We start from the raw sequence: 24,653 nt of genomic DNA, 5'->3' as shown, positions 1-24,653 counted from the left end.
GAAGCAGTTCTGCAATTACGAGCCGATACGCTCAGCGACAGCCAGCCGATGGAACGTTTTTGGCAACGCTGGCAATCCCGTCAAAACGGCAGCAACCGCTACCAGACCGCCGCCTGATTGCGCAAAGTAAGGAATGCACCCCGGATTGACTCGCTCGTTCCACCCGATTTCGGCAGGGCTTCTTATCTAAAGAGCCTGCACCACGAGATCGCCGACTTCGCGGGTGCCGTGGCCCATTTTGCCGGCGGCCTGGCTTTTCATCTTCGTACCGGTCACGGATTGGATTGCCCGCATCACTCGGTCGGCGGCCTTGGCGTGGCCGGTCTGCTCGAGCAACATGCTCATGGCGTTGATGGCGGCGATCGGGTTGATGACATTCAGGCCTGTGTATTTCGGGGCGCTGCCTCCCATCGGCTCGAACATGCTCACTCCGCCCGGGTCGGGATTGATGTTGCCGCCGGCCGCCACGCCCATTCCGCCCTGCAAGATGCCGCCCAAATCGGTGATAATGTCGCCAAACATGTTCGTGGTCACGATCACGTCGTAATACTCGGGGTTCTTCACCATCCACATGCAGCAGGCGTCGACGTGGTTGTAGTCGGCCTTGACGTCGGGATATTCGCGAGCGACTTCCTGAAACGTGCGCCACCAGAGATCGTGGCCAAAGGTGAGCACGTTGGTCTTGGCCACGAGCGTGAGCATTTTTCCCTTGGGATTGTTCCGCCGCCGGGTGTAGTCGAAGGCCCAGCGGATGCAGCGCTCGCAGCCTTTGCGCGTGTAAACGGCCGTCTGGCTGGCTACCTCATCGGGAGTGCCCTTCTTCAGGAAACCGCCGACGCCGCAATAGAGGTCCTCCGTGTTCTCGCGGACCACGACGAAATCGATGTCCGCCGGCCCCTTGTCGCGCAACGGCGTTTCGACGCCCGGAAATAGCTTGACCGGGCGGAGGTTGATGTACTGATCCAACTGGAACCGCAGTTCCAGCAGCAACCCCTTTTCCATCACGCCGGGCGGCACGTCGGGATGGCCGACGGCGCCGAGGAAAATGGCGTTGAACTTTCGCAGTTCCTCCACGGCCCCCTTCGGGAGCGTCTCGCCGGTGCGCAGATAGCGCTCGCCGCCAAAATCGTAATGCTGCAATTCGTAACCGAACTTTTCCAGCCCGGCAACCGCCGCGAGCACCTTGATCGCCTCGGCAGTGACTTCGGGTCCGGTCCCGTCGCCGCCAATGACGGCGATCTTGAGTTTCTGGGTCGTGTTCAAAGTGGCATCTCAGCGATTAGCGATAAATCAAACTCGCGATTTTATCAGTGACTCGCCGGCGTCACAAGCTCCGGCGATCTCGCAGCGCCGTCGAGGAGACATCGAGGCGGAATTGATCGGCTGGCACTTCGGTGCATAGTTGTCGAAGGGAGTCGGGCAGGCTCAGTTGGCTGAGTGTATCACACCGGCCGTCGCAGACGCGTGCGAAGACCAGGAACCGGCCGCCTCGCTGGGCAATCCGTTCGGTCGCCGCGGCGGCCGCGGTCGGATCGTCGCCATAGTAGCGTGGATCGGCGATGCGGCGGATCGTGTCGGCCCCGACGATAAACGTGGTGTTCGTGAACAATCCGGATTTGCGGTCGAACGTCGGTGCGCGCGTAAACCAAAGGGTCTGCCCGGCTGAGAATTGGCGTAACCGCTCGTCCATCTCGGTGAAATCGAGCGGGGGCTTGTCCACGTTATCGATCGAAATCTCGAATTCGACGGGCAGGCCGAGAATCGTCTCGGCCAATTCGGCCATCCGCCGATGAGCTTCGTGAAGCGGATTGAAGGCGCCGGGGAACACCGCTCGCCGACCGGCCATTGCCGCGCCGATGGTAGACGTTATCGCGCCAGGTGAACCATTTTGGTGCCGTACGGCCAGCGTCTTTCCGATAAGCAAGTTCTGCCAGACGCGCGGCGCGTCGGTCCTTGAGACCGTCAGGGGTTCGTCGCCTAGCGTTCCGAGCGACAAACGATCGCTCAGGCCGCAAGCTTCGGCCGTGGCATTAAGAACGAGCCGGGCGGCCACTTGCTCTTCTTCCAGGCGGCTCCGGCTCCCCTTGGTGAGTTCCAACGAGTAGGTCGCAGTCGTCGAATTGCTTTGCCAGGCGACGTGGACTCGGTGTGCTCCCCGCTTCGGCCTTTCGCTGACCAGGCTGGCAGTGCCGCCGATGCCCGCAACTAGCCTTGACGCGGATCTTTCTCGGTCGGGAAGCGGTCGTCCAACAGTTCCCTCTCCCTCTCGGAGAGGGCGAGGGTGAGGGGAACCTACAAACATTTCTCCTTCGCCCGTCAGTTCGCCAGGACCGAGAGAAGACAGGCGCCGCGCTCGCAAGAACGCAGACATCGCCATGGCTCGCGCCGTTCGTGCAGAGCAGAAGTGTTCCGGTACTCCGCCGAGCCATTGCGTTACTGCAAGCAGTGAATAGGGTACGACCGCCTCCAAAAGCGTCCTAGAGCCGCCGGGAACTTCGAGCAGCTCGGCGATCGCCCGGCTCCCGCCCCCGGTGATTGCCATTACCAGCCGCGTCGAGCCGGCGTGGGTTTTGGCAACCAGAGCTTGCGCATCGACTTCCGACATTTTCACCACGGCTCCTCGCACCGATTCTACCACAGCCGGGAACTGCTAGGCCCCTCACACTGACTCCGATCCAGGTTTTGAAACGCGGAGGTCGCTGAGATCGCAGAGGAAACACGAAACCACTTTGCCTTCTCCGCATTCTCGGCGCTCTCCGCGTTTCCGCTTCTGATCCGGAAACTTGAAAAACTTTCCAAGAGATTTCCAAGATGACTTGCGCTCGGGCGAACAACCTCTGTGACGGCCGAGATGTGGCTCGCCGCCGAGAAGTTTGCAGTCCAGTTGCCGGAAATCCTTGAAAAGGAGGGTGCGATCATGATCAAGCGGGTAGTTTTCACAGCGGTTGGGTTGGTGCTCCTAGGGACGTTCTTCTTCGGCCGCGACGCCGCCAGCTATATGCGCACGACCGTCGGCCGGATCAAGGATTCGATCAAGGAAAGCGTGCCGATCAGCTTCGAACTCGATCGGGCCAGGAAAATGGTCAAGGACCTCGTGCCCGACATCCAGCACAACATGCACGTCATCGCCCAGGAAGAAGTGGCCGTCGATCAACTCGAGCATCAGATTGCCGACAATCAGCAGAAGCTCGAAAAGGACAAGAAAGAGCTGCTCCGCCTGAAGACCGACGCCGAGAGTGCGCAGCAAACGTACAACTACGGCGGCCGGGTGTACACCGTGGCCGAAGTGAAGTCGGATTTGGCGAACCGTTTCGAGCGGTTCAAGACGAACGACGCCACGCTCACGAGTTTGCAGCAGATCGAGAAGGCCCGGCAAAAGAGCCTCGACGCGGCCCGTCAGAAGCTCGAGGGAATGCTCGCGGCCAAGCGGCAATTGGAGGTCGATGTCGAGAACCTCGAAGCCCGCAAGAAGATGGTCGAAGTGGCCGAAACCACGAGCAACTATCAATTCGACGACAGCCAGTTGGGCCAGGTGAAGGAACTCGTGACCGATCTGCGGACGCGGCTGCAAGTCGCGGAGAAAATGGTCAACGCCGAGAGCAACCTAAACGATGGAATTCCGCTCGATTCCGCGACGCCGGCCAATATCGTCGATCAGGTGACCGATTACTTCGGCCCCGGCCATGATCCGGTCAAGGTCGCTAAGGTGGAGAAATAAAGGGTTGGCCGGCTGGGGCAAAGCCCAAAGGCACGCCCCAGTCGAACGGCGATTGGAGCGCCGACTGCTTCCAGCAGCCTCACTCTCCCTGACCCCTGACCTTCGACCCCTGACCCTTGCTAAAATGTACGATCGACGCCAGCTAGCCGAGCGATTGCAACGAGCGCTGCTCAGGCAGCGCTGGAGCGAAGTGCGAGCGGTGGCCGAACAACTGCGAACGGCTGGCTCAAACGACGGTGCGGCCTGGCGACGCCTCCTCATGCCGTTTCTTGCCACGAAGGATCGAACCGTGATTCGGCCGACTACCATGGCAACGACTTCCGGACAGCAACGATTTCGCCTTTGGATCGACGCGGTCGGCGGCTTTCTCGTTTGCCTCGGCGACGAGATCGTGTTGGGGCAAGCCGCGTCGGAAAACTCTCCCGACGTGCCGATCTTGGGCGATCTGTCGCGGCGGCATGCGCTGATCCATCGCGACGAGGAGGGATATGTGATCGACCCGGTGCGGATGGTGAAGGTTGACGGCCGAGCGATTGAACGGCCGACGACCCTTGCCGACGGCCGGGTGATCGAGCTGGGCAACGGGGTGCGGCTGCGGTTTCGCCGCCCGCATCCGCTCAGTTTCACGGCGCGGCTGGAGCTGATGAGTCCACATCGCACGCTGCCCGCCTTGGACGGCGTGCTACTGATGGCCGATTCGTGCATCGTCGGCCCTGGCCCGCAGAGTCACGTCGTCGCCCGAGATTTGGCGGGCGACGTGGTTCTGTTCCGGCAAGGGACCGGCTTGGCGTGCCGGACGGCGGGACAGATGCGGATCGACGGCAAGGGACATGAGGGGCGAGGCCCGCTGACCGCCAAATCACGCGTGGAGGGCAGCGACTTCGCATTTACGCTCGAGGAGTGTTGACAGCGTCGTGAAAGCGTGATCCGCATGAACATTTAGCCGCGATCGCTTGCGACGCGCGTGAACGAGTAAAAAAACTGGACGAGAAGAGCGCAAGCGGTGTGAAACGTCGATTGAACGAGTGCGACTTTGCACAGGGACTATCCAATGGTTACGCTGGAATCTGCGAAAGAGGACGCGATGAACCTCCATGCGACCCAGCCGACCGAAAATTCCGCTCCTGCGCCCGGCGCCGCGCGCTTTGCGTTTGCCAGCGGCGCCCGGCCTCTGGATGGATACACGATCAAGCGGGGCGTCGGTCATGGCGGGTTCGGCGAGGTCTATTACGCGGTAAGCGACGCCGGCAAGGAGGTTGCTCTCAAGCTCGTTCGCCGCAATCTGGACATCGAGCTGCGCGGCGTCACCCAATGCCTTAACCTCAAGCATCCGAACCTAGTCTCGCTGTTCGATATCCGTCAGGACGATCAGGGCGAGACCTGGGTTGTCATGGAGTATGTCAGCGGCCAATGTCTGCAAGAGGTGTTGGCCTCGCATCCGAGTGGATTGCCGGTCGAGCAAGTGATGCAATGGATGCAAGGGATCGGTGCCGGCGTGGCGTATCTTCACGATCACGGCATCGTCCATCGCGACCTCAAGCCGGGCAACGTGTTTTGCGAAGATGGGACCGTCAAAATCGGTGACTACGGGCTATCGAAATTCATCTCGTGCAGTCGCCGCAGCGGACAGACGGGGAGCGTCGGCACCGTGCATTATATGGCCCCTGAAGTGGCCAACGGCCGGTATGGCAAAGAGGTCGATATCTACGCTCTAGGCATTGTGCTCTACGAGATGATCACTGGCCACGTGCCGTTCGACGGCGAGAGCTTGGGCGAGGTGTTGATGAAGCATCTCACCGCGCAGCCGGATTTGTCGATGATCGCGGAGCCGTACCGAACGGCAATCGCCCGGGCGCTGGCGAAAGACCCCGAGCAGCGCGTGCGTTCGGTGGGGGACCTGATGGCCTTGTTGCCGCGATCAGGTGGCGGCTACGCCGATCCGCAACGTTGTGCCGTGCTGCCGCCGACTTTGGTGGCGGCTGGGGGGGTAAAGACCGGCTCGCCAATCGCTATCGGTTTGCCAGTCGCCGGCGTGCCCGTCGCCGCTGCGCCGGTTGCCGCTGCCGTTCATCCGGCCGACGGGCCCGCAGTCGCTGCGGCGTTCCACAATGGCGCCGTAGACGACCCGCCAATTCGCGCCGAAGTGATTCCTCCAGCGGGAAATGAGGAGCCACTGTGGCGTTTGGTTCGGACCACATGGTTCGACGTGCGCCGCTGGTGGGACCGGTCGAATCTTCTCGCCTGGCAGCGACTCATCATTCTGATCGCCGCATTGGTTTTGTTGCTGAAAACCGCATTGATCTGGCTTCCAACCCTCGCAGTGCTATCCGTGTTTTATGGAGTCTATTGGGTCGTGTGGGCCCTTGCATTTAAGAAGCAACGCCGTGCAGCATCGAACATTCAGCCAGGGGCCGGCTCCGCGGCTCCCCCGATCGCGATGAATCCCAAGACATGGGGGCGCGGCGGCCCGACCTTCCAGCGCTGGCAAAATGGCGGGACGTCGCTGCCTCCGTTGACCGGGAGGCAACGGGCGACGGAATTGGTCGGCTCGATGTTCGCTGGGGCGATTGTCGCGATTTTCGTGGCTCTAGTGATGTTTCTCGTCCGCGGCGGAATCCACGGCCCATCCGTCCAATCGAATTTGAACCAATACGCTTGGCTTGCGCTCTCGGCGATCGTCGGGGCCTGGGGCGTTCTGATCCCCGCTAAGCTTTGGCAGGGAAGCCGAGAAGACACCACGCTGCGGCGGTTCGTGATGCTGGCGGTCGGGCTGCTGTTGGGCGCCGCCGCCTACGGAGTTCAGACGGGTTTGCTCGTGCATTTACCCTATGAAATGAACCGTCATTTGCCGTGGCCGATTAGTGCCGGGCACCTATTCATTCCCTCGATGGCGAACGAGGGGCAATGGCAAGATGCCTATGGCGCGCCGTCGGTGTATTCATTCTTGACGTACTTTGGATTCTTATTCTTTGTCTTGCGATGGTGGCGGCAGGCGGACCCGCTGCGTCGCTCGCGATTGCGAATTTGGTCAGTCGCGGTCACGGTATTTTGGGCCGGCGTGGCGAACACGCTGTGGCCGTTGCCACAGCCCTGGGGCCTGATGCTCGCCGCGACGATCTCGATCGCCGTGCAAATGGCCGGCGTATGGATTCCGCCGCGCGACCGAGGACGCATCGAGTGGCAGGCGACCGGTGGCAAGTGACAAGTAGGGCACGCTCGGCGTGCCGAAGCAAGCCGGCACGCATTGTGTCGGCGCGGATAGTCGGAGGCGTACTAAAATGGATCCCACTACACCAATCCGGACATTCGGTATTCCGATGGTGCTCTTCGTGGCCGTCCTGGTGCTGTTTGGCATCGTTTGGATGTTTAACCACCATCATTGGAAGCCGGTGTTCGGCATCCTCCTGTTCGTGCTCGGCGTGGGTTTCTTCGTGTTCGCCGGTTATTTCGCGACCCGCGTGTCGTTGCGCCAGGACTACGCCCATTTCGCGACGCAAGAAGCAGTGACGCAAGAAGCAGAGCGGATGCGGCAATCGAACCTCGAGCGCGAGCGAGTGACTTCCGACCGCGAGCGGAAGCAAGCCGATGCCGCGCCGCGATTGGATTCCAATTCCGCCGGAAAATCGGCCGAGGCGGCGACGATATCCTCGCCACCTACCGCGTCAGCTTCACCGCCATCCGCGCCGAGGCGGCGTCCCGATTGGCTCGGCCGCGCGCTGCACCGCACGTCGCTCGACAATGGCCAACAGGTTTTCGAGACCGGCGTCAGCTCTGGGCCCTATCTCACGGAAGCGGAATGCGAACGGGCGATCATCCTGGCGATTAACGACGCCGTCAACAAATATGTCGCCGATTATATTCCCGAAGCGACGGGGCAAGAAATCGTGCTGGAACCCGATTACGTCAACTCGCAGCTTGTCAAGGACACGTACTGGGAGACGGTCAATAGCACCGTCGCTCCGATGAACCAGCTTCATGCACTCTTGGTCTTCGATAGCCAGGTCCGCGGCGACCTGATCGATCGCGCGCGAGAGGCAACGGTCGGCGGCCGGCTACACTATGCGGCTGCCGGCACCGCGCTCGCGCTCGCCCTGCTCGGCGGAATTTACTCGCTCCTCAAACGAGGCGCCCCCCGCGGCACTCCGGTCATCAATCGTTGACGCCCTTCCTTTCGTACTTTGTCCTTCGTCCTTCGTACTTGACTTATGTCGTCCGACGCTGTTTTGATCGATCGCATTCAAGCCGGCGAACTGGAGGCGTGGGAAGAATTGATCGCCCGATTCGAAGGACGACTGCTGGCGTTTGTCGAATCGCGCGTCGGGCGCCGCAATGCCGGCGAGGATGTCGTGCAGGAGACGTTCATCGGCTTTCTCACGAGCCTGCCGAATTACGACGCCTCGCGGCCGCTCGAGGGCTATTTGTTCTCGATCGCGGCCCACAAGTTGACCGATTACTTTCGCCGCGAGGGGCGGCGACCCGCATTGCCGCTGGTCACGGGCCAATCGAGCCTCGGCCAGATCGATCTACCCGCGAAAGACCGCCCTGCGAGCAGCATTCTTCGCAGCGGAGAGCGGCGGGGCGTCGAGGCCGCCGCCCTGGCTCGAGCGATCGCCGAGCAGATCGAGCGCTGGACGAGTCGCGACGAGTGGGAGAAGATCAAGTGCGCGGAGCTGCTGTTCGTCGCCGGTTGGCCGAATAAGCGTGCGGCCGCGGAGTTGGGGATTTCCGAGCAAGCCGTGGCCAATCAGAAGTTCGAATTCCTGGAACGCCTCCGCTCCTCGCTCCGCAAGCAACGATTGTCGGAAGACCTGTTTCCCGAGCTGCACGAGACCAATTAGCGATTCGACATGAGCTTTACCACCGCGGAACTCGAAGCCTACCTCGACGAATCGCTGCCGGTCGCGCGGATGGCGGCGGTGGAAGACGCCCTGCGCCGCGATCCGCAGTTGCTCCGCGCGCTCGAGGCGATTCATGGCCGGCGCGATGCCGGAGTGCATTCTCTCGGCGAGATTTGGCGGCGCAACCGACTCAGTTGCCCGACCCGGCAGCAATTGGGAAGCCATTTGCTCGGCATTCTTCCCGACGACTTGGCCGCCTATATCCGGTTCCATCTCGACACCATCGGCTGCCGCTACTGCCAGGCAAACCTGGCCGATCTTCAATCGCAGCAGCAATCAACCCCGGTCGTCGCCCAGCGCCGCCGTAAGTATCTGCAATCGAGCGCCGGCTATCTGAAGCAGCGGTGATCCCCACGAGGACAGGAACCCGTAGCGGAATTCGCCAGGATTCGAGTTGCTTGGCATATCCGCTCGTCAGGGCGCTGAACTTGACCGGCCCGCCGTTCCCGTCTCAGCCTTGAGATGCCCGAGCCAACGCACGGCGTTTTCGACGACGCGGAGGTTTTCTTGCTGCCGGTAAACCGGAAAGGTCTCGTGCCCGGGGCGGAAATAGACGACGGTCCCTTTGCCGATTTTCCAGACGAGGCCGCTTTGGAAATGCTCCCCTTTGTCCCAATGCTCTTCGAACACCGTCGCGTCGGGAGTGGGAACGTGGAACGGGGCCTCGTACATCTCCGTATGCGGTATGTACCATGCCGCCGGCAGCCCCTTGGCCAGCGGATGATCGGGCAAGAGCACCTTCACATGACTTGGCGCGCCGTCCTCGCGCCAGCTCGGAAAGACGCAAGCCGGGGGGATCAGCCGCCAGGTGTTGTCGCCGATCTTCTCGAGCCGCGGGGTAAGAGGTTGATCGCGCTTCACCTTCTCGCGCTTGAGCGGCGGGTCGAGCAGACTGAAATCGAACTTCGCCGTGGCCCGGTCCGCCTCGGGAACCATCTTCGGCGCGTCGGCCTTAGCCCGTTCGTACATCAGCCGCATGAACGGCGCGGCAAACTGCGTGGAGTGCAGTCCGACGAATCCGAGCCGCCCGTCCAGCACCCGCTTCACAACGGCGTCCGTATGCTCAGCCGTGACCTTGTCGTGCCGCGCGTGCCCCCACCAGACGATCACGTCGGTCGCGTCGAGCGTCGTCAAGTCGAGCCCCTGCTCGGGCGAATCGAGCGCCACCGATTTCACGGTGATTCCCGGTTGCTTTTCCAGATAGTCGGCGATGGCATTGCCGAGGAAGTTTTCGTAGGCCACTTTCTGCTTTGGCTGCCGCTCGTCCCAAATCAGGACCCGCACGGGCGCTTCAGCGGCAATTACGGCCAGACCAAACGAAACATGGAAAAGCGCGACCGCAAGCAACAGAAATCGAGTTGTCATGGCGAGATTTCCTGAGAAGTTCGGTATTGTTTGAAAGCCAAAAGATACATCTCAGATTCGCAGGAAAACCTTCCGGCGATACATCCAAAATAAAATCAGCCACTCGACGATCAAAATACCGAAACCAAGCAGCAGAGGTTCATAAGCCACGCCGTAGGAACTGAAAACGTCTGAACCTAGATGCCGCGGCAGCGCCTCTTTGATGAAATGCGGAAAGAGATGCGCGATCAGATAGGCGGCGATCGAGTTCGCCCCAATTACCGCCAATGCGAACGCCCAGCCGCGCAGGTTCCAGATATCCATTACCAGGTAGAACCCAGCCAAGAGAAGAAAGCACCATCCGCCGCTGAACAGCACCCAGCTCGGCGTCCAGATTCTTTTGACCACGGGACAGATTCCGACATCTCCCAGCAACCAGCCGGCGGCAAGACAGAGAATCCCCGCAGCTAGCAGCCAGCGAGTTTTCAACAGCGGCTGGCGACCGCTTCGCAACATGCCTCCGGCTAATAAGCCGAGGATCATCGTCCCCAGCGTCGGGATGAAGCTCAGCGTGGCATAGCCGCCGCCGTTGTTCGTGAACTTCGCTTCCCGCGGAAACAGGTTGAGAAACCACGTGTCGAACGCCCAAGCGGCGTTCGTATTCAGGCTCCAATGCTCCGCGAAGCCGGAGAGATGGCAGACCGTATCCTTGGCGCTCACGCCGGCCGCGGTCCAATCGAAATCGGTTCCCGGCAACGGATACACCGCGAACGCCGCCCAATAGCCGACGAGAATCACGGCCAGCGCCGACCACTGCACCGCGACCGATCGATTGGCCAGAATATACAGGAACCCGTACCCCAACCCGATTTGCGAGAGCGTGTCTTCAAACGTCCAGTACGTCTGCTTGTGGTCGATCGAACGCAGGAACACGCCGAGCAGCACCAGCACCAGCGCCCGCCAGAAGGCGTGCAGCGTGCGCCGCCAGGCCGGCTGCCCTTCTCCCGCCCGCTTCGCCAGCGAAAACGGCAGCGCCACACCCACCAGAAACGAAAACGACGGCTGAATCAGATCGTGCAACGAACAGCCGATCCAATCGACGTGCGTTTGATGATAGGCCAGCAACTTCCAGAAGCCGCTATTGGGCAAAGCATTGGCCACATGCCGCAGCTCTAGAACCTCGGCCATCATCAGCAGCATGACCAAGCCGCGATAAGCGTCGATCGAGCCGACGCGGCCCAACGGCTTGACGCCGGCCGACGCGTTCGATTCAACTTTCGGTGGGATCGACTTCAGTGCTGGCGCAGCGTCGCTTGCCATGCCGGACATTGTACACGGCGGTCCAAGAAAAAGCCGCTCTCGCGACGGTGAACCCGCAGGTCAATCGTGTTGTCTACTAATCTTATCTCTGCCCCGCAGTTGCGCAACATTCTGCCGGCTTCCCATGAACCTGACGGTCACTCCAGAGATTTCGCTTACGGACTTCAAACGGTCCGATCTCGAAACGCTCGTCCAATGGCTCGCCGAGCCGGAAATCTACGAGCGCACGTTGCGGATTCCGCATCCGTATACGTTGGCCGACGCCGAGAAATGGCTGGAGATTGTCGAACAGGCCACGCGCCAGAACGGTCAAACGCTAAACTGGGCGATCCGTAATGCGGCAGGGCAACTCATCGGCGGGGCAGGCCTTCGCGGCTTTGAAGCTTTCGGGCCGCATCGTTCCGAAATTGGCTACTGGCTGGCAAAGCCTTACTGGGGACGCGGCATCATGACGGCAGTCGTCGCGGCAATTTGCCGGCACGCCTTCGAGACGCTTGGGTTCGTGAAGATCGATGCCCATGTCTTTTCCTTCAACGACGCCTCGGCGCGCGTTCTCCAAAAGTGCGGCTTTGAGCCCGAAGGATACTTGCGCCGGCATCTCAAGAAGGACGGGCGGCTAATCGACGTCAAGCTCTATGGACTGCTCAAGGAAATGACGAATTCCACCGCTTGAAGGATTCGATCCCGATCGGTCAATGCGCCGGCGGAATGACGGCCTCGGGCGCGAGATTGTGTTCCCAGAGCACCTTGCCGCTCTTGGCGTCGATCGCCTGGAGCCAGCGCTTGATATTGCGGCTGAAGCCCTGTCCTGCTTGAGCCGATTCGGCGAGCATGAGGCGGCAGGTTCCCAGCGTGACATCGCGTGGTTCGGCTGGGCCGTTCAGTTCAACCGGGTTCTCGTCGGGCTTCGACACCGTCTTGCCGGTCGTAAGATCCATCTGGATTCTACCGGACGCTGCCGTTCGCTGCGGGGTTTCCGGTTTGGACAAAAGACTGGAGCCTACGCTCGACCAGGCGTCGGCTCGCCAGCTCAGGATCAATGTGTTGCCCACGACGCGGCATTCTGTCGAAAACGAATGAGACAGCTCTCTCTCAATCGACACCCATTCCGGAAAGGTCAATGGCTCCGAACGAGTCAAGCGGGCCCCCGATTGAGCAATATCCATGACCACCAACATGAATTGCTTAGGCTGATCTTTGACAGCAGCTTGAGCGACCAACCGGTTCCCCGAGACAATCAACGGCCGAACTTCCTTGACTGTCCAGAGCAATTCGCCCGTCGCCAGCCGCAATGCGTCCGTGCCACCTTTGGGATTCGTAACGTAACCGAATTTTCCTTCTGGATCGGCAACGCCGCCCGGAATTAGCACCGGGCTGATCTCCTTCGCGGGAGGCGAGTCGGCGTGCAGCGATCGCCCAATAAAATGGCCGAGAAGGGAGCTGCCGAGCGCAACCAGCACGAAGCGCCAAACATGCCTGCTGGGTAACATTTCTCTTCGAGCCCTTCCGGTCAAACCGGGTAATTCTTCGAACTAGCGCTCGCGACCCCGACACCACTGCTGATCGGCTGAGATTAATCATGGACTGCGCGAGTCGTGCTGTCAAATAACCGCTCCGCGACCGAAAGATTGGGCCAAGTCGAGTCGCCGCTTCCAAGTCGGACTCCCGAAGGTTAGAATGCGCGAATCCGGCGGTCCACTCTTGAAACGGTCGGCCGCTGCGGTCCACTTCAGATCGAGGCCACGACGCCGCTTGAACGATTAGACCATGAATAGGCCAGATCCAACGTGGTGGAAACTATGGAAACCGACGATGCCCGCGAGGGCCGATCATCGCGTGTGGCAGCGGCGCGGATAGTCGAGCGCTCCGCCGGCGGCAGGCAGCCTGCCGGGGCGAGCACATGCCAGCGGATGCCGGAAGATTCATCTCACGAACCGCAATCGAAGGAGGTCGTCGCCGAGCGGGACAGCGAGCACGAGCGGCTCCTCGAATCCGAGCGGCTCTCTGCGATCGGCGCTGCAATGAACGCCATGGCCCACGAAAGCCGCAATGCGTTGCAGCGGGCCCAGGCCTGTCTGGAAATGCTGGCCCGCGAAGTGCAGGATCGTCCCGCCGCGCTCGACCTCATCGCCCGCGTGCAGCAGGCCCAGAACGACCTGCACCAACTCTATGAAAAAGTGCGCGACTACGCGTCTCCACTGCGGATCGACCCCCAACGGCATGCACTTTCGCCGATCATCCGCCAAGCCTGGCTGGAACTCGAATCGCTGCGGGTCGGGCGTAACGCGCGATTGCGCGAAGAATACACTGGGTCGGATCCAACCGGCGAAATCGATCGGCGGGCGATGACGATCGTCTTCAGCCACTTGCTGAAGAATTCGTTGGCGGCTTGCCCCGATCCGCTCGAAATCGACGTGAGCTATCGCGACTCGGAATTGAACGGCCAACCGGCGCTGGAAATCGTGCTCCAGGACAACGGCCCAGGATTTGCCCCAGCCGATCGCGACAAGGCCTTCGCCGCGTTTTACACGACGAGAACCAGGGGAACCGGCCTGGGCCTGGCTCTAACGAAGCGAATCGTCGAGGCCCATGGCGGCCAAATCCGGCTCGGCGCAGGTTCTCGGGCAGGCGCCCAATTTGTCTTAATTTTTCCCAGGAGGAAATCATGACCCAGGGTCTGCGAATCGTCGTTGCGGATGACGAAGCCGACATGCGCGATTATTTCCAACAGACGTTGCCCGACATGGGGCATGAAGTCGTCGCCACCGCCACGAACGGCCGCGAGTTGGTCGCGCATTGCCACGAACTCCATCCGGATCTGGTGGTGACCGACATCAAGATGCCGGAACTCGACGGGATCGATGCCGCTAGTGAAATCTATCGTGATCGCCCGGTGCCAGTGATTCTCGTTTCAGCGTATTACGATCCGGAATTGTTCGAGCGGGCCGAACAGGACCACATCCTGGCGTACCTCGTCAAGCCGATCAAGCGGGCCGATCTCGAGCCGGCCATCGCGATCGCCACTCAGCGCTTCGCCCAGTTCAAGGCCCTGCGCACCGAAGCCAATAGCCTTCGCCAGGCGCTGGAGGATCGCAAGTTGATCGAGCGAGCGAAGGGAATCCTGATGCTCCGGGCGAATCTGAGCGAGCCGGACGCATTCCGCCGCCTGCAAAAGTTGGCCCGCGATCAGAATCGCAAACTTGTCGATATCGCCCAGATGATCGTTACCGCGGAGAAAGCGCTCCAGCCGGCGGCCGGCGAATAAGGACTACTCCTCTCCAAAACCACTTGGCCGGCTAAAGAGTTTTTCCCGCGTTGCCCACAGCCCAGCCGAAGGCGTGGGAATGAAATAGAACCGCTCGCCGTCGTCGGTCGTGTTCCAGCCCTGCTGGCGGCGGCTGGGTTGATAGCGATCCATCATTTGGCCGATATCGGCGTACCGATAGTTCACCTGCTCGATCTCCGCGCGGCTGAGATGCCCCGGCGCATAGGTCACGGTGAAGCGACCTTCAGTCGAGCCGTGAATCAGATGTGCCGTGGCATGAGCCAGGTCCTGCATGTCGGCATTGCGGCGATACTGCTCCATGACTCGCTCGGTGCCGACGTAGCCGTATTTGCGAATCAGCGCATCGACATCTGGCTGCTCGCCAAATCGCTTGAGCCCCGGTGCGATGATCACCAGCTCACCGCCGTCGGCCAGCGCCATCCGCGTGCGGTAGATCGCCTTGTCGGCCACCCAGGTGCTGAAAAACTCGTCCCCCTGCATGACGCAGACAATCTTGTCGATCGGTTCGTCGAGGAGCGTGATATTCTGCTCGCGCGATTGGCGGGCTGCGGCGAGATACGTTTCCAGATCGTCGCCGACGTATAGCCCGGTGTGGACCAACTGGCCGCCGGCATTGCGGGCCAGCACCACTTGCACGTATAGGTCGGGGAGCTGCGAGAGATACTGGTCCTCCGCCCAATTGAAGCAAGCCCGCAGCGGCGTGATGAGGTTCCCCAGATTGTTTTCGATCCCGCAGGCGGCGGCCATCATGTGCGCGGCGCAGATCAGGTCTTTGCCGCCCAGGCCGATGAAATAATTCTTATTGTGGTTGGCAAACCCGAGCACCTCGTGCGGCACGACGTGGCCCACGTTGATCACCAAGTCCCACGGCCCTTCCATCAACATCCGATTGAGCACGATCGGCAACGGCCAATCGGCCAACCCATCGGTCTGTTGATCGACCATTCGGGCTGGGACCTCACCGACCGCAATGCAGCCGCCGCGCCAATCGTGAGCGTGGATTAGCTCGTTCGGGATCGAACCGAACATCCGCCGATTTTGGTCAACCGAATGCGGCACATGCTGCCCGAGCGTCGGGATTACGTGAACCTCCGCCTCGTCCACCAGCAGGTTATACAGAATCTCGGTGATCCGCCCGGCCCCCGAATGCATCCGCGTAATATCCGGCGGCAACAGCAATACTCGCCGCGGCTTGTCGCACAACTTCCGCCGCGCCGTCGCAACCGTCTCGCGCATCAGCGATTCGAGCCGGTCCCAACCGATCTCATCGGCACTTTCCGCGATCCAAGGCATCGTCAACCTTTCCATCCTCGGGCAACTTCGATCAGCGTGCGGACGAAGGCGCCGCTGGCGCCGGCGTCGAGCCAGGGTTTGGGTTTTTCAAGGAAGGCCGGGCCGGCGATGTCGATGTGGGTCCAGGGTTTCTTATCCACGAACTGCTCGAGGAATTTGGCGGCCGTGATTGCGCCTCCCCAGCGCCCTTCGCCCACGTTCTTGATGTCGGCCACTTCACCCTGAATCTGCTCGTCGTACTCAGGAAACATCGGCAATTGCCAGGCCGGATCGCCGACGGCGCGGGCCGCCGCGGCGACTGCTTCGCACCAAGCCTGATCGTTGGTCATCAGCCCCGCCACGTCGGTTCCTAAGGCCACGACGCAGGCGCCGGTGAGCGTCGCCAGGTCGATGATCTTCGCCGCGCCGGTTTCGACCGCGACGCAGAGCACGTCGGCCAGCACCAGCCGCCCCTCGGCGTCGGTGTTGTGGACCTCGATCGTTTTGCCGTTACGGGCGGTGAGCACGTCGCCGAGCTTATAGGCTGCCGGTCCGGTCATGTTCTCGACCAAGCCCATCAAGCCGACCACATTCACGGGCAGCTTGAGTTGGGCGATCGCCTGCATCGCCCCGAGCACGGTGGCGGCGCCCGACATGTCGCACTTCATCGTTAGCATCGAATCGGACGGCTTGAGCGACAGGCCGCCGGAATCGAAGGTCACTCCTTTACCGACGAGCGCCAACAGCGGTTTGTTTGGCTCGGCCCCTTGATAGCGGAGGATCACCAGCCGGGGCTCACGATTCGATCCCTTGGCGACCGCCAGCAGCGATCCGCACCGCTCCTTTTCGAGCCGTGCTTGATCCCAAATCTCGGCCTTGATTCCATATTGTTTGGCCACCTCCTCGGCCTTGGCTGCAAACGAGGCGGGGTACATATCCTGCGGCGGTTCGTTCACCAGCCGGCGAGTTAGGTTCACGCAATCGCCGATGATGCGACCGCGCTCGATCGCGGCCGGATCGCCGCCGGACCAGAGGACCTCCTTTGGCGGGTTCCGCTTCTTTTCGGCTCGATAAAGGTCTTGACCCTGGCAGCCCACGATCGCACCAGCGACGGCGGCCTCGTTCAGGGCGGGAGAACCGCCGGCGTCGAGAAAGTAGGCGACGCGGCCGCGCGGCTTGCCGGCGAGCGCCTTCGCGGCCGCCGCCGCGGCGCGATAGGCCGTGCCGGCGTCGTAACTCGCCCGTTCGCCCAAGCCGACGACGAGGATTTGCCCCGCAGCGACGCCCGATGGCGCTAGCAAGGCGACGGTCTCGAATTTCTTGCCGGTGATCTCCTTTCGCTCGATGAGCTTGGCCAAAAGGCCGCCCGTCGCGCGATCAGCTTCGGCGGACGAGCCGCTCAGGGCTTCGCCCGAAAAAACACCGACGACAATGGCATCGGCGTCGGTGGTGGGAAGAGGTGTGTCGATGCGATTCATAGTTGGGGGCTCGGGTCTCGGGGTTCGGGACTCGGGAAAACGAGAGCGGCGCGCGACGACGGTGAACGGCCGGGATCGAAGTCGGTTACGAGATTGGTGAAACCGCGACGCCTGCCACATTGTAGCCGGAGCGGCTATGATTTCGAGGGGCCCGCATCGCCAGTTTCGTCCCACGTGCGTCAGCGAACCGCTTGATGGACCCGACCGCTTGCGGATTCACCGACTTCCGATCTCCGTCCTCCGACCTCTGATCTCCGACCCCTGCCTTGCATCGCAACCTCCGAGAATGTATCGACGATCTGGCCGGCGCCAAGCAATTGGTGCGGATCGATGCGGAAATCGACCCGTGCCTCGAGGCAGCCGAGATCCAGCGGCGCGTGTATCGCGCCGGTGGACCGGCGATTTATTTCGCTCGCGTCAAGGGCTGCCGGTTCCCGATGGTCTCGAATCTGTTCGGCACGATCGAGCGGATGCACTACCTGTTCCGCGACACGCTCGACGACGTGCGGCGGTTGATTGAACTCAAGCTCGATCCGGCGCGCGGACTGCGGCATCCGTTGCGGTACTTCACGGCCCCCTGGGCCGCGACGAAGATGCTCCCGCGATTTGCGTCGCAGGGGCCGGTTCTTGCTCATGAATCGACCATCGACCAGTTGCCGCAGCAAAAGTCCTGGCCTGACGATGGCGGAGCATTCATCACGCTGCCGCTGGTTTACACCGAAGATGCCGAGCAACCCGGCTTCAAACGCTCGAATCTCGGCATGTATCGGGTGCAACTTTCCGGCGGGCAATACCGCGGAGGCGCCGAAGTCGGGCTGCACTATCAGATTCATCGCGGCATCGGTGTGCACCATGCCGCGGCAATTCGGCGCGGCGAGCCGCTGCGCGTGAACGTGTTCGTCGGCGGTGCGCCGGCCCTAACGGTCGCCGCCGTGATGCCGCTGCCCGAGGGAGTCTCCGAGCTGTCGTTTGCGGGCGTGCTCAGTGGGGGGCGCGTTCCGATGGTCCGCCAGCCAAACGGACTGCCGATCTACGCAGAGGCCGATTTTTGCATCGTCGGCACGGTCGATCCCGACCGGCAATTGCCAGAGGGACCGTTCGGCGACCATCTCGGCTACTACTGCCTTGCACACGATTTTCCGGTGCTCCGGGTCGAACGGGTCTATCATCGGCCGAATCCGATTTGGCCGTTTACGGTGGTTGGTCGTCCGCCCCAAGAGGACACGGTCTTTGGCAAGTTCATTCACGAACTCACCGGCCCGATCGTGCCGAGCCTGGTTCCAGGCCTGCGCGCCGTGCACGCGGTGGACGCGGCGGGCGTTCATCCCCTGCTCTTGGCGATTGGCAGCGAGCGGTATGTGCCCTATGGCGAGCGCGCTCGGCCGCAGGAACTGCTGACGCAAGCCAATGCCATCCTCGGCCAAGGGCAGATGTCGCTGGCTAAGTATCTTTGGATCGCCAACGGCGACGACGATCCGAGCTTGGGCGTTCATCAAATCGATCGGTTCCTGCAACACATGCTGGCCCGCGTCGATTGGCGGCGCGACCTGCACTTTCAGACCTGTACGACGATCGACACGCTCGACTATTCGGGCGGCGCGCTGAACGAGGGTTCGAAGCTGGTTATCGCAGTTGTGGGGAAGCCCGTTCGCGAGCTGCCGGCGGAAATCCCCAGCGATCTGCGGCTACCGAGCGGGATCGGCTCGGGAAGCGGCGACGAGCGCGGCTTCCGCAATCCGCGGCTCTGTTTGCCCGGCGTGTTGGCGATTGAAGGCCCCCGTTTTTCCGAAGCCGGCGTGACAGATTCCGCAATCGAGCGGTTCTGCTCGGCGTATACTTGCGAGGACGCGATCAGTCGATTTCCGTTGGTCGTAATCGTGGACGACAGCGACTTCGCCGCCGCGTCGCTCGGCAATTTCCTGTGGGTGACCTTCACGCGGAGCGATCCGGCGGCCGATGTTCACGGCATCGGCGAGTTCATCGATCGCAAGCACTGGGGCTGCCGCGGTTCGCTCGTGATCGATGCCCGGATGAAACCGCACCACGCCCCGCCGCTCGTGGAGGACCCGGCCATCAGCCGCCGCGTGGATGCGTTGGCCGCGCCGGGCGGACCTTTTCACGGCATCATCTAGGAAAAGACCCCGTTCGCAATGATGGACCCGATAATCGACTGGATCGTCCGCCTCGATTGGATTCTCGTCGCCTGGCTGTTTGCGCTTGGCGGCGTTGTTGGGAGCTTCTTGAATGTCGTCGCTTATCGACTGCCGGCGGGACGAAGCATCGCGCATCCGGGATCGTGCTGCCCCGCTTGCGGACATCCGATTCGCTGGTATCACAATCTGCCGATCGTGAGCTGGCTGATCCTCGGGGGCCGATGCTACGATTGCCGCGCGAAGATCTCCCCGCGTTATCCACTGGTGGAGCTGGCAACGGCGATTTTGTTCGTGGCGGTGTTTGCCGCGAACGTTCGGCCGCGGATTGCTCTGCCAGCGAATCCCGAGCGATCCGCGGCAATGCCCACCGGATTCGACATCGTGATTCGCTATGCCGGCGATCTGTGGCTGCTCTGCACGCTGTTCTGTGCTGCGCTCATCGAACTCGACGGCGCACGGGCGCCTCGAAGAGTCTTTTGGGCTGCGACCCTTGTGGGCCTGATTGCGGCGGGGGTTTTCCCAGCGGCACGGCAGGAAGGCCCGGCTTGGCGAGGTTTGGCGATTGCCGCCGCCGGGTCGATCGCCGGATGGGCAACCGGGCATATCCTGGCCGTAGTGGCCAATGCAATGGCCTTGCGAAGGGATTACCGAAGCGCCGACAACGACGGCGGCCCGGTTGCCTCACTATCTCTAGCCTGCACCGGCGCGATTCTCGGCTGGGCCGCGGCGATCGCCGTGGGAATGTTCGCAGGCATCGCGCTGATCGCCGCTCGAAGGCTCAAAAAACCCCAGCGCTCGGTCGCGCGCCTCGGCTGGAGCACGTTTGTGCTGATTGGCGGACTGGCTTGGATCCTAGCCGCGCGCTTTTTCCCCCCGTCTATTCCCCTGGCCCCTGGCAACTAATCTTTTAATCTGTGACCGCTGGTTTCTGAACTCTGTTCAGCGGCCAAGGCCGTTCAGCGGCCGAGGCTAGCGCTGGCTTCGGCGGGAGGCGCTTGGCGGTGGATCGCCTCGGCAGCTTTCTTCTCGGCATCGGCCAATTGGGCGCTCAATTGAAGATTCGAGCGGAACAGTTCGGACAGCGTGGCGCGGGTTTTGGCCAGCTTGGCCTCCAGCGATTGCTGATACGCCACGACCGCGTCAAGTTCGGATTTGAACTTCGCCAGATCCTTTGACAGGCCCTCCTTGTCAGCTTCTGCGGCCTTGATGTCGTCTTGCACTTGTCCCACGGCGGTGGCCACGCGGTCGGCCTGGCCTTTGGTTTCTGCCAACAGTGCGAACAACTCGTTGCGCCGCCGATACGTCTCGCGGAACAGCCGAGCATAATCGCGCAGCGGGCGGACGTAAATCCGCGCCTTCGCCGGATCGCTCGTGTCGTATTCGGCAACTTTCTTGTTTTCCACCAAATCCTTGGCCGCATCGGGATCGAAGTAGGCCACGTCGCCCGGCCTGAACGACGGTTCGGCGACCGCGGCCTTCGGCGCGGCGGCCGCATTTCCCGCGGCGTTGTCGGCCGGCGCTGCCGGCGCGGCGGCATTCTCAGGCCAGGCCTTCGTGAATTTCACCAGCACTGAAACGCGATCCGTCGGGTCACCCTCTTTCGCCGGCTTGCCGTCACGCGCGTATTCATCGCGCTCGGCTGCGGGAACATCGCGATCGGGCAACAGGCCCTTCAATGCACTGGGGTCGGTTTCGGCGAACAGCGAGTGGCTGTCGATCGGCATGATCTCATAGAACACCCAGGGACCCTTGCTGGCGGCGATCAGGTTTAGCTCGCGCTGCACCAACGTGCTGGCGGGCGCCGCGGTCACTTGCTTGCCCTCCACCTTGACGACGCTAAACTCGCCGAGATACTGGCCACCCTTTTCCTTGTCGTTTTGCTCGAACACAAAAACGATCGCCTTTGGCTCCAATCCTGGTGGAGGCTGCTCAAACGAGGCGACGAGCGTGCCGTCCGCCGGATTGACTTTGTCCTTGAGCGCATCGGGCCACATCCGGCCGCGCTCGGCCATCGCCTCGGCGACTTGCTGCTTTAACTGATTTCGATCGTTCGTCAGTTGAAGAATTCCCAGCTCGCCTTTCGTCGGATCCCCGTTTTGGGCCCGCGCGATGCCGTCCTGAAACTGCTTGATCTCCCGTTCCCAATTCTCGTGCGTCTTTAGGGTTCGGGCCGCCAAGTAAAAGAACGCTAGCGAAAAAATCAAGATGAACGCCGAAAGAACGATCTGCGGAATCCGCCAGTTCGACCGGCTCATGACGATCGCCACCAGCCCGAGGATGAGCAGCAACCCACAGATTCCGGGCACGATATATTCCATGATCGAGCGACCTTTGGCGCCTTGAACTTACGGCACGACGGGATGATTTCATACTAAATGCGGCCACGGAGAGTGTCAAGCTAGCGAAAGTGCGCGGATTTGCGGGTCGTCAGCATGACGCCGCCTATCTTCTGAGCGTCCGTCGGCCGGACTCCTGCCGCGCAAGCAAAAACCGCCCTGAGGCGGTCTTTCGTATTGCTGACTATCGCTAGCGATGGGCAAGCGGAACCGTCAATTGCCACGGCGGCGTCGGCGAATCATAAAGAGCCCGATGCCGCCAATGGCCATCAAAACCCAAGATGCCGGCTCGGGACTCGGGATGATGAGGACATTGCCCGGACCCGGCGCATACGCTTTGGCGCTGCCCGTATTGCCACCGTCAAGAAATCCGACGTTGGTGATCGACGCGTTTTTCGCGCTGGTCGCGAACCAAATGTTGGCCGAAGCATCGCTCGTCGCCGAGAGCAGTGCCGTGCCTAAACCCAAAACGCGAAATTGCACGTCCGGATTCTGGAACGTGGCGTCGCGGTCGAGAGCAAACGGATCGCCATCATTCCATGAGATCGATCCCTGCGGGGTGGAGTGACCGATAGTGGGCGTGCCGACGCCGGAGTCTGTTATGTTGAATCCAAACCACGGATGCGTCGAATCGTCGAGCGTAACTCGCACGATATCGGTACCGGCGGGACCGCCATAAAGAGACGTCTGCAAATTATTGAAACTGTAGCTGAACGCCAGATTCGATGTGGTCGGATCCTGCCAGATGCTGCTCGTTACCGATCCACTGAAAGCGCCGTTTTGCGTGGCGGTGAACAGATAAGGAAACTGAGTGGTGACAACCAGCTTCGAGAAATTTGCAGGCACGGGCTGACCGGCCGGCTCCACCGTGTAAGGCGAACCAAAGCCCGGAGAAACTGCCGGTTTGACAACACTCCCGCCCGCCAAAAGGGGCGCTGCGGCCATCGCAGGCGATTGCGCCAATACGCACACCGCCGCACCGAACAGCACGAGCGCCAAAGGTTTGGCCCACGCCATCGGCGCGAGATAGGTTGGTAGACGTTTCACGAGCAGCCCTCCTACCCATTTAATCCTTGGTGTCGAGTCTTGTTAACCGGCCGACCCCGACAATAGCAGGCAGCAACTCAAAGCAAACGATGCAAGACAGTCCCCGATCAAGTTCCTAGTAGCGGTGCTTGCACCCAGCCATGAGGGTTATCGGCATTGTAACGCTCTCTTCGGCCAACGCAAGAACTTTTTTTATTAAGCGACAAAATTGCCATAGATATAATGGCTTATATGGTCAGATCGTCCAAAAGCGGTCGCCACGTTGGGAGACGCGGGAACAGAATCCCAGCCAATTCGAGCGCCAATTGGGTCGAGGCGGTCAATCGCCCTTGCGCGGCGGACTCCTCCGGAGAGTCATGCCCCAGCAGCAAACGCGTGAATTCGGAGCCCGAGCAAGCCACGTGGCTCCTCCCCAGCCGACCGCGCACGATTTTCAGCCCGTTTCGACTCATCGTAAACAAGAACTTATCCGCGCCGGCCAGCAGGCCCAACTCGCAATTCCGCGGAACGCCAGCCGCTCGGGAGCGCGCGTCCAAAAGCCCGGACAAGCCGTTGAGAAAACCTGCCGGATCGAGAAGTTTGATCATGAATACTTCTTGATCGTCGGATTCATGATGACGAAACTCGCCGCCGGCGGAGGTCATGAATCGATGGAGCGGATCGCATGGTGGCGCTTCGAGCACGATCTCGTTGCCGCGACGTTCGATCGCATCGGAGCAGGCCCTGGCAAGAAGCTGAACGCCGGCCGTCGGATAGGCCGGGTTCGTGAGCAGTTCAACGACCCGCTCCTGTCGAACGACCGCATAACCGACGATCGGCGCCCCCGCTTCGTTCAAATCCAGCCGGTCGGGTCCAGCCAGCGCGATGATGATATGATCGAACGCCCCTCGAGAGATCAACCATCGCCAATAGGTCTCGCCGCGCGCCAGCGGACCAAATGCCTCGCTCGTGTTCTGTGCGTAGATTCGCATCAAGGCCGGCAACTCGAAGTGACGCCAAAGGCGCAGATTGAGCGGATCGCGGCGCAGGGCCGGCTCCGCCCAATAGCGGGCCAAGATATCTCGGGCCTTGGCTTGGGAGAAACAATGTCGCCCGCAGACCGCCCAGCCCGCCCGATGAAAAAAGTGCGGCACCCGCGTGCGCAGCAAACCAAGCACTGCGCCGTCGCGGCGCATCTTAGCATCCACGGCTTCCAGCAAGGCGGTGGCCGCCCCTTGCCGGCGAAACTCCGGCAGCGTGCCCAGCCACGCCACCTGGTCGATCGGCAACCGCAACGAACCGAAGAGCATCGTTCGGTCAATGAGCTGCGCATGGGAGACGATCCGCGAGCCTCGCTTCACGAGCAAGCGATTGACCGGCTCATACGTCGGATCGTCCTGCTCGGCGTGAAACTCCTCGCGCGTGGGAGCATGAAAGACGGCCAATAGCCACTGGTAAATGCTGGGATGATCGCCGGCTCGGGCCTCGACGACCTGCCAGACGGGCGGAGGCGCCGCTGGATCGCCGCGTCGCGTTCCGTTGGTCGCGGAAGGCGCCGCCAACCGGCTGACTCCATCGAGAGCGACGAGGGGCGATGCCTTATCGCGCGAACCATGACGATGCTCGTGAGGAGCGTTCTGGCGAGAAGGCTTGCGAACCGGCTGGGTTCGCTGACTTTCCGATCGCACGGGTCGCCGCTTGTCGGCGGCGACGCGACGGCGATCTTCTGCCGACAAAGGAAGGCATCCCTTCAATTGGGCCGGCTTCGGTTCCGGAGGCCGAGAGCGATTTCTCTCTCGGCGCCGATCTGACAGAGTTTGCC

General features: G+C 61.5%; 21 protein-coding genes. 11 read left to right on the top strand and 10 right to left on the bottom strand.

Annotated features, from left to right (window positions below; all coding sequences use genetic code 11):
- Window positions 1-186 precede the first annotated feature (186 nt).
- Together VGY55_02820 and VGY55_02815 are read right to left on the bottom strand one after the other, a co-directional pair.
- Window positions 187-1,263: a 3-isopropylmalate dehydrogenase gene (locus VGY55_02820; GenBank protein ID HEV2968894.1), complete on the bottom strand. Its 1,077-nt coding sequence runs from the start codon at window positions 1,261-1,263 to the stop codon at window positions 187-189.
- Between the two features lie 61 nt (window positions 1,264-1,324).
- Window positions 1,325-2,605, bottom strand: a complete 1,281-nt coding sequence (locus tag VGY55_02815) for a hypothetical protein (GenBank protein HEV2968893.1) — start codon at window positions 2,603-2,605, stop codon at window positions 1,325-1,327.
- 312 nt (window positions 2,606-2,917) lie between these two features.
- Between VGY55_02815 and VGY55_02810 the strand changes: the two genes are divergently transcribed.
- From VGY55_02810 to VGY55_02785, 6 genes are all read left to right on the top strand, one after another.
- On the top strand, window positions 2,918-3,718 hold the full coding sequence (locus tag VGY55_02810; GenBank protein HEV2968892.1) for a hypothetical protein: 801 nt from the start codon (window positions 2,918-2,920) through the stop codon (window positions 3,716-3,718).
- A 124-nt stretch (window positions 3,719-3,842) separates the two neighbouring features.
- Entirely contained in the window at window positions 3,843-4,625 is a 783-nt protein-coding gene (locus tag VGY55_02805; protein HEV2968891.1) for an FHA domain-containing protein, read from the top strand.
- A gap of 177 nt (window positions 4,626-4,802) precedes the next feature.
- Entirely contained in the window at window positions 4,803-6,920 is a 2,118-nt protein-coding gene (locus tag VGY55_02800; GenBank protein ID HEV2968890.1) for a serine/threonine-protein kinase, read from the top strand.
- A 76-nt stretch (window positions 6,921-6,996) separates the two neighbouring features.
- The gene (locus VGY55_02795; protein HEV2968889.1) at window positions 6,997-7,878 is read left to right on the top strand and encodes a hypothetical protein; all 882 of its coding nucleotides are present in this window, start codon (window positions 6,997-6,999) and stop codon (window positions 7,876-7,878) included.
- 45 nt (window positions 7,879-7,923) lie between these two features.
- Complete coding sequence (locus tag VGY55_02790; protein ID HEV2968888.1) at window positions 7,924-8,556, top strand: RNA polymerase sigma factor; 633 nt, start codon at window positions 7,924-7,926, stop codon at window positions 8,554-8,556.
- A gap of 9 nt (window positions 8,557-8,565) precedes the next feature.
- Window positions 8,566-8,964, top strand: a complete 399-nt coding sequence (locus VGY55_02785) for a hypothetical protein (protein HEV2968887.1) — start codon at window positions 8,566-8,568, stop codon at window positions 8,962-8,964.
- A 66-nt stretch (window positions 8,965-9,030) separates the two neighbouring features.
- On the opposite strand, the gene VGY55_02780 is transcribed toward VGY55_02785, so the two are convergent.
- The gene (locus VGY55_02780) at window positions 9,031-9,981 is read right to left on the bottom strand and encodes a ThuA domain-containing protein (protein ID HEV2968886.1); all 951 of its coding nucleotides are present in this window, start codon (window positions 9,979-9,981) and stop codon (window positions 9,031-9,033) included.
- A gap of 51 nt (window positions 9,982-10,032) precedes the next feature.
- A complete protein-coding gene (locus VGY55_02775) occupies window positions 10,033-11,280 on the bottom strand; it encodes a DUF5009 domain-containing protein (protein HEV2968885.1) in 1,248 nt (415 codons plus the stop codon).
- A 124-nt stretch (window positions 11,281-11,404) separates the two neighbouring features.
- On the opposite strand from VGY55_02775, the gene VGY55_02770 reads away from it, so the two are divergent.
- Window positions 11,405-11,953: a GNAT family protein gene (locus tag VGY55_02770; protein HEV2968884.1), complete on the top strand. Its 549-nt coding sequence runs from the start codon at window positions 11,405-11,407 to the stop codon at window positions 11,951-11,953.
- A 19-nt stretch (window positions 11,954-11,972) separates the two neighbouring features.
- Here VGY55_02770 and VGY55_02765 read toward each other — a convergent pair whose 3' ends face one another.
- A complete protein-coding gene (locus tag VGY55_02765; protein HEV2968883.1) occupies window positions 11,973-12,770 on the bottom strand; it encodes a hypothetical protein in 798 nt (265 codons plus the stop codon).
- 309 nt (window positions 12,771-13,079) lie between these two features.
- On the opposite strand from VGY55_02765, the gene VGY55_02760 reads away from it, so the two are divergent.
- Window positions 13,080-13,949: an ATP-binding protein gene (locus VGY55_02760; GenBank protein HEV2968882.1), complete on the top strand. Its 870-nt coding sequence runs from the start codon at window positions 13,080-13,082 to the stop codon at window positions 13,947-13,949.
- Entirely contained in the window at window positions 13,946-14,545 is a 600-nt protein-coding gene (locus VGY55_02755) for a response regulator (protein ID HEV2968881.1), read from the top strand. Before VGY55_02760 ends, VGY55_02755 begins: the two co-directional genes overlap by 4 nt.
- Window positions 14,546-14,548: 3 nt before the next feature.
- Here VGY55_02755 and VGY55_02750 read toward each other — a convergent pair whose 3' ends face one another.
- Together VGY55_02750 and VGY55_02745 are read right to left on the bottom strand one after the other, a co-directional pair.
- Window positions 14,549-15,859 carry a lactate racemase domain-containing protein gene (locus tag VGY55_02750; protein HEV2968880.1) on the bottom strand — a complete coding sequence of 437 codons (1,311 nt, stop codon included), beginning with the start codon at window positions 15,857-15,859 and terminating at the stop codon, window positions 14,549-14,551.
- 2 nt (window positions 15,860-15,861) lie between these two features.
- A complete protein-coding gene (locus VGY55_02745; protein HEV2968879.1) occupies window positions 15,862-17,316 on the bottom strand; it encodes a leucyl aminopeptidase in 1,455 nt (484 codons plus the stop codon).
- 266 nt (window positions 17,317-17,582) lie between these two features.
- On the opposite strand from VGY55_02745, the gene VGY55_02740 reads away from it, so the two are divergent.
- Together VGY55_02740 and VGY55_02735 are read left to right on the top strand one after the other, a co-directional pair.
- Window positions 17,583-19,448, top strand: a complete 1,866-nt coding sequence (locus tag VGY55_02740) for a UbiD family decarboxylase (protein ID HEV2968878.1) — start codon at window positions 17,583-17,585, stop codon at window positions 19,446-19,448.
- 18 nt (window positions 19,449-19,466) lie between these two features.
- Window positions 19,467-20,372, top strand: a complete 906-nt coding sequence (locus VGY55_02735) for a prepilin peptidase (protein HEV2968877.1) — start codon at window positions 19,467-19,469, stop codon at window positions 20,370-20,372.
- A 53-nt stretch (window positions 20,373-20,425) separates the two neighbouring features.
- Here the strand turns inward: VGY55_02735 and VGY55_02730 are convergent, their stop codons facing one another.
- From VGY55_02730 to VGY55_02720, 3 genes are all read right to left on the bottom strand, one after another.
- On the bottom strand, window positions 20,426-21,787 hold the full coding sequence (locus VGY55_02730; GenBank protein ID HEV2968876.1) for a hypothetical protein: 1,362 nt from the start codon (window positions 21,785-21,787) through the stop codon (window positions 20,426-20,428).
- Between the two features lie 231 nt (window positions 21,788-22,018).
- Window positions 22,019-22,852, bottom strand: coding sequence for a PEP-CTERM sorting domain-containing protein (locus tag VGY55_02725; protein ID HEV2968875.1), 834 nt, complete (start codon window positions 22,850-22,852; stop codon window positions 22,019-22,021).
- A gap of 227 nt (window positions 22,853-23,079) precedes the next feature.
- Window positions 23,080-24,567 carry a GNAT family N-acetyltransferase gene (locus VGY55_02720; GenBank protein ID HEV2968874.1) on the bottom strand — a complete coding sequence of 496 codons (1,488 nt, stop codon included), beginning with the start codon at window positions 24,565-24,567 and terminating at the stop codon, window positions 23,080-23,082.
- Between the last annotated feature and the right edge of the window lie 86 nt (window positions 24,568-24,653).

Source organism: Pirellulales bacterium, from assembly GCA_035939775.1.
Taxonomy (GTDB): domain Bacteria; phylum Planctomycetota; class Planctomycetia; order Pirellulales; family DATAWG01; genus DASZFO01.
The sequence above is the reverse complement of the archived record's forward strand: the minus strand, read 5'-3'. Positions and strand labels throughout refer to the sequence as shown.